The organism is uncultured Winogradskyella sp. (genome assembly GCF_947498345.1).
GTDB lineage: Bacteria > Bacteroidota > Bacteroidia > Flavobacteriales > Flavobacteriaceae > Winogradskyella.
Genome location: NZ_CANMJY010000012.1, coordinates 66,973 through 77,999 on the forward strand (window position 1 = coordinate 66,973; position 11,027 = coordinate 77,999).

11 protein-coding genes are annotated in these 11,027 nt (G+C 32.1%); 6 read left to right on the plus strand and 5 right to left on the minus strand.

Annotated features, from left to right (window positions below):
- Positions 1 to 2: 2 nt before the first annotated feature.
- Complete coding sequence (locus tag Q0912_RS15095) at positions 3 to 1,829, plus strand: ABC transporter ATP-binding protein (RefSeq protein WP_299116612.1); 1,827 nt, start codon at positions 3 to 5, stop codon at positions 1,827 to 1,829.
- Here Q0912_RS15095 and Q0912_RS15100 read toward each other — a convergent pair.
- Entirely contained in the window at positions 1,826 to 2,887 is a 1,062-nt protein-coding gene (locus Q0912_RS15100) for a hypothetical protein (RefSeq protein WP_299116614.1), read from the minus strand. The two genes, Q0912_RS15095 and Q0912_RS15100, sit on opposite strands and share 4 nt — an antisense overlap.
- A 386-nt stretch (positions 2,888 to 3,273) precedes the next feature.
- Between Q0912_RS15100 and Q0912_RS15105 the strand changes: the two genes are divergently transcribed.
- From Q0912_RS15105 to Q0912_RS15115, 3 genes are all read left to right on the plus strand, one after another.
- Positions 3,274 to 3,816, plus strand: coding sequence for an RNA polymerase sigma factor (locus Q0912_RS15105; RefSeq protein WP_299116616.1), 543 nt, complete (start codon positions 3,274 to 3,276; stop codon positions 3,814 to 3,816).
- Positions 3,817 to 3,884: 68 nt separating this feature from the next.
- Positions 3,885 to 4,385, plus strand: a complete 501-nt coding sequence (locus Q0912_RS15110) for a hypothetical protein (protein ID WP_299116618.1) — start codon at positions 3,885 to 3,887, stop codon at positions 4,383 to 4,385.
- Between the two features lie 17 nt (positions 4,386 to 4,402).
- A complete protein-coding gene (locus tag Q0912_RS15115; protein WP_299116620.1) occupies positions 4,403 to 4,855 on the plus strand; it encodes a sensor of ECF-type sigma factor in 453 nt (150 codons plus the stop codon).
- Positions 4,856 to 4,881: 26 nt separating this feature from the next.
- Here Q0912_RS15115 and Q0912_RS15120 read toward each other — a convergent pair whose 3' ends face one another.
- From Q0912_RS15120 to Q0912_RS15135, 4 genes are all read right to left on the minus strand, one after another.
- Positions 4,882 to 5,952: an oxidoreductase gene (locus Q0912_RS15120; RefSeq protein WP_299116622.1), complete on the minus strand. Its 1,071-nt coding sequence runs from the start codon at positions 5,950 to 5,952 to the stop codon at positions 4,882 to 4,884.
- A 149-nt stretch (positions 5,953 to 6,101) separates the two neighbouring features.
- Positions 6,102 to 6,557 carry a hypothetical protein gene (locus Q0912_RS15125; RefSeq protein WP_299116624.1) on the minus strand — a complete coding sequence of 152 codons (456 nt, stop codon included), beginning with the start codon at positions 6,555 to 6,557 and terminating at the stop codon, positions 6,102 to 6,104.
- An 11-nt stretch (positions 6,558 to 6,568) separates the two neighbouring features.
- Positions 6,569 to 6,877 (minus strand): hypothetical protein, encoded by a 309-nt coding sequence (locus Q0912_RS15130; protein WP_299116626.1) that lies wholly within the window; start codon positions 6,875 to 6,877, stop codon positions 6,569 to 6,571.
- 42 nt (positions 6,878 to 6,919) lie between these two features.
- Positions 6,920 to 7,537: an RNA polymerase sigma factor gene (locus Q0912_RS15135; RefSeq protein WP_299116628.1), complete on the minus strand. Its 618-nt coding sequence runs from the start codon at positions 7,535 to 7,537 to the stop codon at positions 6,920 to 6,922.
- Positions 7,538 to 7,745: 208 nt separating this feature from the next.
- Here Q0912_RS15135 and Q0912_RS15140 point away from each other — a divergent pair, with 208 nt between their 5' ends.
- Complete coding sequence (locus Q0912_RS15140; RefSeq protein WP_299116630.1) at positions 7,746 to 8,957, plus strand: RsmB/NOP family class I SAM-dependent RNA methyltransferase; 1,212 nt, start codon at positions 7,746 to 7,748, stop codon at positions 8,955 to 8,957.
- A gap of 26 nt (positions 8,958 to 8,983) precedes the next feature.
- On the plus strand, positions 8,984 to 10,897 hold the full coding sequence (locus tag Q0912_RS15145) for an endonuclease (protein ID WP_299116632.1): 1,914 nt from the start codon (positions 8,984 to 8,986) through the stop codon (positions 10,895 to 10,897).
- The last annotated feature ends 130 nt before the right edge of the window (positions 10,898 to 11,027 follow it).

Genomic DNA, 11,027 nt, shown 5'->3' on the forward strand with positions numbered 1-11,027 from the left:
CAATGAATTACATAAAAAAGCTTATACCTTTTGCGTTACCATATAAGAAATATGCGTATCTAAATATTTTCTTTAATGTTCTATATGCTCTTTTTAGCACGCTATCTTTTATTGCCTTAATTCCTGTATTTAAAGTCATTTTTAGTGATCAACGTATAATAACCAAAGAACCTATATGGAAAGGATGGTTAAACTTAAAAAAATATGGCGAAGAATATCTAAATTATTTCATAGTAGATAACATAGAAAAATATGGTGACTTCAAAGTCCTTATGATGATGGTAGGCATTATAATAAGTATGTTTTTACTTAAAAATATTTCTAATTATTTAGCCATGTATTTCATTACATTTCTAAGAAATGGTGTACTAAAAGATATCAGAAATAAACTTTATGACAAAATAGTAAACCTTCAATTAGCATTTTACTCTGAAAAAACAAAAGGCGATACTATATCTAGAGTAAGTGCTGATGTAAACGAAGTAAGGAATTCCTTTTTGGCGATCCTTGAAATGATTGTGAGAGAACCATTAACCATATTGTTCTCTCTAATCACTATGCTTGTTCTTAGTCTAAAACTAACACTATTTGTTCTGATTTTTATACCTATTTCTGGTTTAATTATTTCTAGAATTGGCAAATCATTAAAAAAGGGGTCTTTAAAGGTTCAAAAAGAACAAGGAGTATTCTTATCCGTTTTAGAGGAAACTATGGGGGGTCTAAGGATAATTAAAGCTTTTAACGTTGAAAAAATGTTTGCTAAAAAGTTCGAAGACAGTAACAAAAGATACTACAAACATTCTAATAAATTATTAAACAGGCAAAATCTTGCTTCACCTTTAAGTGAATTATTAGGAATAATTGTCATCGGTGTTTTATTAGTTTACGGTGGTTATCTTGTTTTTGTAGATAAAACCATGGATGCAAGTTTTTTTGTAGGTTATATAACTTTAGCTTATAACATCTTAACACCTGCGAAAGCTATAGCAAAAGCGAGTTATAGAGTAAAACGGGGTGATGGAGCAGCAAACAGGATTTTGGAGTTTATTGAAACCGAAAATACAGTACTAGAAATAGAAAACCCTATTGAAAAAGAAAGTTTTGAAAATCAAATGTCTCTAGACAATGTTTCTTTTAAGTATGAAAATCAATACGTCTTAAAAAACTTTAATTTAATAATCCCAAAAGGGAAATCGATAGCACTTGTAGGACAATCGGGAAGCGGTAAAAGTACTATAGCAAATTTAGTGACTCGTTTTTATGATGTAAATAAAGGAAGTATTACTATTGATGGTGAAGACATAAAAAATCTTTCTAAAAAATCTCTCAGAGGTTTTATTGGCCTGGTTAATCAAGATTCAATATTGTTTAACGACACTATAGCAAATAATTTAAAGGTTGGCAAAGAAGATGCTACTGAAGACGAAATCATAGAAGCACTAAAAATTGCCAATGCGTGGGAATTTGTAAAAGACTTACCTAAAGGCATTCATACTAATATCGGTGATTCTGGAGGTAAAATTTCTGGTGGTCAAAAGCAACGTGTTAATATTGCTCGTGCAGTTTTAAAAAATCCACCCATCATGATATTAGACGAAGCTACTTCTGCTTTAGATACAGAAAGTGAGCGTCTGGTGCAAGATGCTTTAGAGAACATGATGAAAAATAGAACCTCTATTGTTATCGCTCACCGATTATCTACTATTCAGAATGCAGATTTAATTGTAGTGATGCAAAAAGGTGAAATCGCAGAGCAAGGTACGCACGCAGAACTCATATCAAAAAATGGTGTGTATAAGAAACTGGTAGAAATGCAGAGTTTTGACTAGTTCTTCTTTACCTGTTGAATTTCCATATAAGTTTTTCCTGAAAATCCATCGATATCAACAGCATTACTTTCTGCTCTGATTCTTACTTCAACAGTATTTGTGGCTGAGAGAAAAACTAAACAATCAACCTGTCTCATTACATCACCTGTATTATGATGATTATATGTAGATTCAGCTTCTAATGTACCATTAACATAAATAGCTATCCCATAATAATTTGTGTTAGATTGGGAAGTCGTATGATAACTTGCATTTATACGATAATAACCTGCTGTACCAGCAGTAAAGGTATTGGTTGCTGTATTAAACTCGCCATTAGTATCAAAATCTTCAGTATCAAAATCAATATTAGCCCAACCTGCACCTGTTGCGGATTGATTATAAGTCCCAGAAAGATGAGCTCTAACCAATGATAAATCAGAGTTATCATTTTTGTCCTCCCAAGTTACATTTCCAGTAGCATCAGTTTGCATAATTTGCTCATCTGTTCCTCTGCTTTCAGGCAAAATATAATTATCTGTAGTTGTTTGACCTATAGAAAACTTACCTCCTAAAAAGTACCCTGAATAAATATCGTCATTAGCGGCTGTTCCATTCACTGTACTATATACACCATAGATATTTGCCGTATTGCCGGCATTTGTTATATCTGCATATAGTCCATAGCTATTACTATTTACACCTGTAGACTGCCCAAGTGCTGCATAAACGCCATACATATCTGTTGTTGTTGCCCCAGAGGTGGGCTTAAATACCTCAGTAAATATACCGTAACGATTAGCAGTACCTGCGCCCGAAACATTATTATATATACCAAACTTCTCTGCTGCTCCTCCAATTGCAGGAGTACTTGAGTTTGTTAGATGAAGTGAAAAAGTGCTTTGAGTCGTAGATGCAGAAGTACTATTAACATCTACCTGTAATCCTTTTCGTTCTGATGTAGCCGTAGCGTCTGTAACTACATCTAACTGCGCACCTGGTGTTGTGGTACCAATACCAACTTGAGCAAAAATGAACATAGGAAACATCATTGAAAAAAGTAGGGAACGTATTTTCATCGCAATTAAATCTTATAATATAACAGCCTAATGTACAATATTTCTATTGTATACTAAAAATAAAATCGTGATAACTGCAAATATATCAGCTAAATAGATACCGTTTTAAAAATCAAAAAAGGGTGCACTTTTACATGCACCCTTCTCATTTTGTTACCAGATTTGGGGAAACTGATAACAGTTAATAGGTTAAGCTGTGTCAAACATATAATAAATAATGCTACTAAACAAGAAAAAAATGCTTTTTATCGTGTTTTTTTGCTTTTAATCGAATTAATTTTTTATAAAACACTGATAATCAATCAACAACATATTGCGCTTAATTTGAAATTTTTATACATTAAACTTTTAGTAATTTAACCAGTCTAAATACCAAAGCAAATTACTTGATTAACGAATCAGAATTCATATTACAACTTCAAGACCCAAAATCTAAAGAAGCAGCTTTTAGAGCGCTTATGAAACTCTATAAAGAACGCTTATATTGGCATATACGAAAGATTGTAATAACTCATGACGATGCTGACGACGTACTACAGAACACCTTTATTAAAGTATACCGAAGTATTGATAAGTTTAAAGGTGAGAGCAAACTGTACTCTTGGTTATATAGAATAGCTACCAACGAGTCTATTACGCATATCAATAAGAATTCTAAGCGCTTACATATTACAAATGAAGAGCATCAAAATTACGCCATTAACAATTTAACTGCAGATGTATATTTCGAAGGAGACGAGATTCAACTAAAACTACAAAAAGCTATTGCTACTTTACCTAAAAAGCAGCAAATAGTCTTTAACATGAAATATTTTGATGATTTAAAATATAGAGAAATAGCAGATATTTTAGAAACTAGTGAAGGTGCACTAAAAGCATCATACCATATCGCTGTAAAGAAAATAGAAACCTTTTTAAGGTCTGATTAAACTATTTTACTAATTTATAGTCATAGAATTATAAACATAAAAGATTTCCTATAATCAGGAAAGCGGCCATGAAAAAAGATAAACTACATAATATAAAAACTACTGGATATAAAACACCTGACGACTACTTTGAGTCCTTTGAAAATAAACTCTTTGAACGTCTATCTGAAGAAGAACCTATAGAAGGTGTTAAAGATTCTGGCTATACTGTTCCGAAGAATTACTTTGATTCTATTGAAGATAAGGTATTTAATACAATAAGCACTAAAGAAATACCAATTGTAAAGTTAAGAGCTAGAAAATATTTTTATTACGTTGCTGGTATTGCCGCATCTTTAGTGTTACTTTTTGCCATATTCTTTCAAGACACAGATTATGAATCGTTATCTATAGAAGTTGTAGAAACCTATTTAGAAGATAGAGATTTAGACAGTTATGAGTTGGCACAACTTTTATCTGATGTAGATTTGTTAGAGGATGATTTTATAATCACTGAAACACCATATGAAGAAGATAACCTGGAAAATTATCTTTTAGAAAATACAGATTTAGAATCCTTTTTAGAATAAAAATAAATACTATAATAATGAAACGATTAATCCCAATACTATTACTATTTTTTAGCATATCTAGTTTTGCTCAAGGAGGTGAAAAAATGAAAGAGCGTATTAAAACGCAAAAAGTGGCATTCCTTACTGAAAAATTAAGCTTAACTACTGAAGAGGCTCAACAATTTTGGCCTATTTATAATGCTTTTGAGACCAAAGTAGATAAAATAAAATCTGATGTTTTAAGGCCTATAAAACAAGAAATGCGAGGAGGTAATGTTTCAGATAAGCGTGCTGATGAGCTATTAGAACAATTAATTAAAACGGAAAACGATATGCATCAAGCCAAACTACAATTGGTTGAAGATTTAAAAAAAGTTATATCATCTAAAAAAATTATGCTACTTAAAGCCGCAGAAGACCAGTTTAACAGAAAACTTTTAGAAAGACTAAGAGACATGCGCGAAAAGCATAGACGTAATAGAAACTAAATAAAAGAGACCTAAAGGCTTCTTTTTTAGTTTCTAAAAGTTAGTTTGCTTATGCGTCCTTTGCCAGCTGCATAAGCGACAGAATCATTTAAAAATCGTATGGTATAAAAGGCCTCGTCACTTATGTGTCTCCAAGTATCTCCTGCATCATTACTGTAATCTATACCTTTAAATCCTATAGCTATTAATTTCCTGGCATTGCTATTTGGTACATATTGCACACAACTTCTATAACCTGGTCCTGTAGCATTTGCAACTACTTGCCAAGTTTTACCACCATCTTTAGTTCTAATTTTATTAGCCAAAGTATCATTGGGTTTGGTGTAGTCTCCTCCAATGGCAAAACCATTGTATTTATCATAAAAATCTACAGAATACATACCTGTGGTTTCCTTGCCTTGTACAATTGGTGTTTCAAAAACCTGCCATGTTTTGCCTTTATCTGGTGAGTATAAAATCCTACTTACTTTACCTCCTGTTGCTACCCAGGTATGATTACCAACAATAGCAATATTAGTATCGCTTGCAGCAAAGGCGGCCTCGCCTTCTTTAACTTTTGGTAAATTATCGCAAGATAGTTTTGCCCATCTGTTACCTCCATCTCTCGTTATAATAATACTCATACAACCGTCTGTTGGGTCTCCAATAGCAATCCCTTCTTTATCGTTCCAGAAGTCTATAGAGTCGTAAAACACCTTTTCGTTATTCTCAAAATAAACCAAGCTACCATCTTGAAATAATTTTGCTGGATTTCCAATTGACAAGGTATAAGTATAATCTCCCTGAAAAGCTATGGCTCTAAAATTACTTGGCACTATAGTATCCTCGGTTTGAGACCAGTAATTTGCTTCTTCAAAATCTGACATGTAGGACAAAATGCTTCGGAAAATCTTTCCTGAAGAGGTTGCAGCAACAACTCTTCCTTCATTTATTTCTAAAGCCCTTACATTTAAAAGAGAGTCTTCTACTAAAGTTTCAATTTCCACTTTATTAAAACCGCTATATAATCTATTAAAACGTTCCTCATATTTTCTTATACCACAACTTCCAAGTCCAATAATTGAGGCTATCAAAAGAATTAAAATTGATTTTTTCATTATTCACAATTTTCTCTAAAAATAGAAAAGCTTTACGAGAAACCCGTAAAGCCTTTCAAATTAACAGTAATCAATCAAATTTTAAATCTGCTATTAGTTATATATAGTTAATACACCACAGTATATTAATTTTACCAAACTGAAATAGTTTAATTTCTTCCTCCATGTTTGCCTCTATGTCCTCGCCTATCCATAGCATCACTTACAATTTTAGTGAAGCGTTCTTTTTGTTCTTCGTTACATAGTTCTCTAACCTTTTGAAGATGGCTAAATATTTCTAAATCCTTTTCTTTTTCTTTAGTAGCAATTAAATCTGTAATGGAATCTAAATACGATTGTGATACACTTTTATCTGAAACTTTTGAAAACATCTCCTTTTTTAAACTTCTTATGTTTTTAGAAATAGATTTCATCTTATCAAAGTGTAAATCACTCATAGAATGAAAATCATTCATTTGCTGCTGATCAAAATTCAATTTCTTGATAATAAATGATTCTGGTTTATGTCCTCTCCTATCTGGTTTACCTAGATAGCGAGCGAGAAAAAAGCCATTAGAAATAATCAAAAAGATTAATAAAACGTATAGTAAAGTTTGTTTTTTCATAATGAGATAAATTAAAAAATAAAGGTGTCAGTTTCTTCACCTAGACCATATGTCTCTGTAAACTCATCTATCGATGAATTATATGCTTCTGAGTTTATGTTGATATATGCATATACATTTAGCACCATAAACACTATTAAGGTTGCTAATTGAAGGCTTGGTGTAAACCATAACCAAGATGATTCCTGGCGATCCTCAAAAGCATCAATTTGATGCAATATTCTATCCTTTAGAAAAGGGGAAACCTTAACTTCATCTATAGATTGCATCGAATCTAAAGTTGCTTTTACTTTCTTATCAATTTCAGAATTAGACATCATATCATTTTGTTTTTTAGATGCATAAGTTGACGATAACTTGTGCTAAAATTCATTTTTATAATAATTATATAATACGTTTTGCAGATTTTTCTTAGCCCTAAACATTACAGATTCTATTGAAGACAGACTCTTCTCTGTTATCTCTGCAATTTCCTGATAACTTTTACCATCAACTTTGTGCAATGTAAAAACTAGTGACTGAGTTTCTGGCAAACTATTAATAGCCCTAAACAAGGCTTCATTTAACTCCTTTTTTTCTAATAAAAAACCTGGGTGATTAAACTCAGTAAAATAATTCGTTTTATCTATTGAAAAATCATCACTAAATAGAGGCTTTAAAAAACCTGAACGTTTCTTTGTATTACGCTTTCTAATAAATTCCAGACATTTATTAGTTGTTATTCTATAGATCCACGTCGATAATTTAGAATTACCTTTAAATTTATTAATAGAATTAAAAACTTCTACAAACACCTCTTGTACCAAATCTTCAGCATCTTCTTTATTTGGCACAAAAGATATGCAAGTGCCAAAAACTTTTTGCTGATAACAGTCTATAAGATGAGAAAACACTTGAGTGTTTTTCAACTTTAATTGTTCAATTATGGTCGCTTCTGTCAAACCTATTTTAGAATTACTACAATTTTGTTTAGATGCCATCACAACAAAAAACTTGCGCAAATAATTTTCAGCAAAAGGTAACACTTTATAACATCAACAGCTTCGTATCTCAACTTTTATATTACCTTTGCATGCTCTTTATAAGTCAGCAGTTTACCATCGCAATAAGCAATTGCCTATATCTACTCAACTAATGTTATATATTGGGAAACTCAGACTAAAAACAGAGATTGAAAATTAATAAAAAATGCGACTACACAGAAACCTATGCTTTGCAGTAATTGATGGTTTGCACAAAATCTTCAATGAAGGTGAATATGCAGATAAAGTTATACAGCAATTACTAAAACGTGATAAGCGTTGGGGAAGCAGAGATAGAAGTTTCGTAGCAGAAACGGTTTATAGTATTGTTCGTTACCAAAGACTCTATGCAGAAATCTCTAATGTAAAAGCTCCGTATGATAGAGATAATCTTTGGCGTATCTTTGCAGTTTGGGCAACGTTAAAAGGAATTAAACTACCCGATTGGAAATACTTTACAGACACACCAACCCGAAAAATTAAAGGCCGTTTTGATGAGTTATCTAAAATCAGGAAATATCGCGAAAGTATACCTGATTGGATGGATAACTTAGGTGTTGAAGAACTTGGCGAAAACATCTGGACAGAAGAAATCGCAATACAAAACGAACAAGCCGATGTTATTCTTAGAGTTAACACACTAAAAACGACGAAAAAAGATTTACAACTCAAACTTCAATCAGAAGATATAGAAACAGAAACTTTACCTGACCATCCTTATGCTTTAAAATTAAAAGAGCGAGCAAATGTCTTCAAAACCGAAGCTTTTAAAAATGGTTGGTTCGAAGTACAAGATGCTTCTTCTCAACTCGTAGCTGACTTTTTAGATGTAAAACCAGGTATGAAAGTTGTTGATGTTTGTGCAGGTGCTGGTGGAAAATCATTGCATTTGGCAGCCTTAATGCAAAACAAAGGCCAGGTCATTGCCATGGATATTTACGAAAGTAAATTAAAAAAACTCAAGATTAGGGCACGTCGTAACGGTGTACACAATATTGAAATGAAAGTCATTGACTCTACTAAACCTATTAAAAAACTATATGGTAAAGCCGATCGTTTATTAATAGACGCTCCATGTTCTGGTTTAGGTGTTTTAAGACGTAATCCAGATGCTAAATGGAAATTACAGCCTGAGTTTATAAAGCAAATAAAGCAAACTCAAACTGATGTTTTACAACAATACTCTAAAATGGTTAAATCTGGAGGAAAAATGGTGTATGCCACTTGCTCTATTTTGCCATCAGAAAATGAAAAACAAGTTGATAATTTCTTAACTTCGGAAAACGGAAAGGACTTTAAACTTGTAAAGGATAAAAAAATTTTAGCTCATACATCTGGCTATGACGGTTTTTATATGGCACTATTAGAAAAGAAATAACCCAAATCCATTAAGAAAAAAATACTATGAAACATATTTACATTTTACTATTAACAATATTAACAACAAGCCTTGGATTTGCGCAAATCCCTGCTGGTTATTACGATCATGCCACAGGAACCGGATACACCTTAAAAACACAATTAAAACGAATTATTAACGATATAGATGATCCAGAAATTAACAATACTATTGAAGAAGAACACGATCAACAAACTTACAATTCGTTAGACCCTTTTAATGCAACTTACGAAAGAGATTTCTATTACGAAGTAAATGGCGATAACACCATTTTAGATATGTATTCAGAAAATCCTAATGGAAGTGACCCATACAATTATACACCAGTAACTGATGAATGTGGAAACTTTAATAGTGAAGGTGACTGCTATAATAAAGAACATGTAATTCCGCAATCCGTATTTAATTCGCAATTGCCTATGTATAGCGATGCACACCACTTAATCCCAACTGATGGTCGTGTTAATGGATTTAGAAGTAATTTTCCCTTTGGACGTGTTAATGATAGTCAATTAGTAAATCAATCTGGTATTTCTAACCCTACTCAAAACGGTTCTAAACTTGGAAACAATTTAAACAGTGGGTATTCCGCTGGATATTCTGCAACTGTTTTTGAACCCATTGATGAATTTAAAGGAGATATAGCGCGTATTTATTTCTATTTCGTAACCCGCTATGAAGATCAAATTGCATCATGGGATGCTTATCCTATGTTTGATGGAAGCTCTGATAAAGCTATAGCAGATCCTTTCTTAAATATTTTAATTACATGGCATCAAAATGATCCTGTCTCTCAAAAAGAAATTGATAGAAATAATAATATTTACTACAATCACCAAAATAACAGAAACCCCTTTGTAGATAACCCTCAATATGTAGATTTAATCTGGAATACAACACCAGATACCGAAGCACCAACCGATCCAACAAACTTAGTTGCGTCTAACCCAACAGATAATACTATAGATCTAAACTGGACAGCTTCTACTGATAATGTTGCTATAGCCTCTTACGATGTATACGTTGATGGCGTATTTGCATTTAATACTGGTAGTACAACTCCAAGTACAACTGTAACTAGCTTGCTTGCAGACACAAACTATTGCTTTACTATAAAAGCCAAAGACACCTCGGATAATGAATCGGGTTTTAGCAATCAGGATTGTGAGACTACAACCAATAATGGCTCTTCTGGTGGTGATATTGATCTATTTTTCTCAGAATATATTGAAGGTTCTGGCAATAATAAAGTTTTAGAAATTGCAAATTTCACAGGTGCAACTGTTAATCTTTCAACTTATACCTTAAAACTTAGTACAAACGGAAATGCTAATTGGAGTACAACATATACATTCCCAAATAGTGCAACTATCACCAATGAAGATGTCTTCATTGTGGCTAATGGTGGTGCTATGGTTTGTACAATAGAATATGATGATCTTAATAACGCCATTACATCTTTTAACGGAAACGATGCAATTGGCTTATTTAAAAATGATGTTTTAATTGATATTCTAGGGGATTTTAATAGTAGTAGTAATTATGCTCAAAACACAACACTAGTTAGAAAACCTACAGTAGATAGACCAACCACAACTTTTAATATAAATGAGTGGAATAGTTTTGCGTCCAATAATTGTGATGATTTGGGCTCGCATACACAGACATTAAGCATTGACGATCTTACAATTGAAAATATATCTATTTATCCTAATCCGGTAAAATCTTTACTAAACTTCAACTTAAAATCTGATATAGAAACTCATATCGAAATCTATGATGTTTTGGGCAAGCGTGTGTATGTTAAGATAATCAATACATCTAAAGCATTAGATTTACACAACTTAAAAAACGGAGTTTATATTTTAAAAATTTCTCAAGGGCAATCTAATATTACAAAACGATTAATTAAAAGCTAACATCTTATCATATAACAATAAAAGGCAGCTACACTTTTACTAAAAATGGTCACTAGCTGCTTTTTATTGTTTAAAACTTGTTAAATACTTCATTATTTGGATTTCAATATTTGATTAGAATATCACAAAA

What these genes read in the sequence shown, in the direction of transcription:
- Q0912_RS15095 (WP_299116612.1), top strand. Translation starts at nt 3, where the DNA reads ATGAATTACATAAAAAAGCTTATACCTTTTGCGTTACCATATAAGAAA.
- Q0912_RS15100 (WP_299116614.1), bottom strand. Translation starts at nt 2,887, where the DNA reads ATGAAAATACGTTCCCTACTTTTTTCAATGATGTTTCCTATGTTCATT.
- Q0912_RS15110 (WP_299116618.1), top strand. Translation starts at nt 3,885, where the DNA reads ATGAAAAAAGATAAACTACATAATATAAAAACTACTGGATATAAAACA.
- Q0912_RS15115 (WP_299116620.1), top strand. Translation starts at nt 4,403, where the DNA reads ATGAAACGATTAATCCCAATACTATTACTATTTTTTAGCATATCTAGT.
- Q0912_RS15120 (WP_299116622.1), bottom strand. Translation starts at nt 5,952, where the DNA reads ATGAAAAAATCAATTTTAATTCTTTTGATAGCCTCAATTATTGGACTT.
- Q0912_RS15125 (WP_299116624.1), bottom strand. Translation starts at nt 6,557, where the DNA reads ATGAAAAAACAAACTTTACTATACGTTTTATTAATCTTTTTGATTATT.
- Q0912_RS15130 (WP_299116626.1), bottom strand. Translation starts at nt 6,877, where the DNA reads ATGATGTCTAATTCTGAAATTGATAAGAAAGTAAAAGCAACTTTAGAT.
- Q0912_RS15135 (WP_299116628.1), bottom strand. Translation starts at nt 7,537, where the DNA reads ATGGCATCTAAACAAAATTGTAGTAATTCTAAAATAGGTTTGACAGAA.
- Q0912_RS15140 (WP_299116630.1), top strand. Translation starts at nt 7,746, where the DNA reads ATGCGACTACACAGAAACCTATGCTTTGCAGTAATTGATGGTTTGCAC.
- Q0912_RS15145 (WP_299116632.1), top strand. Translation starts at nt 8,984, where the DNA reads ATGAAACATATTTACATTTTACTATTAACAATATTAACAACAAGCCTT.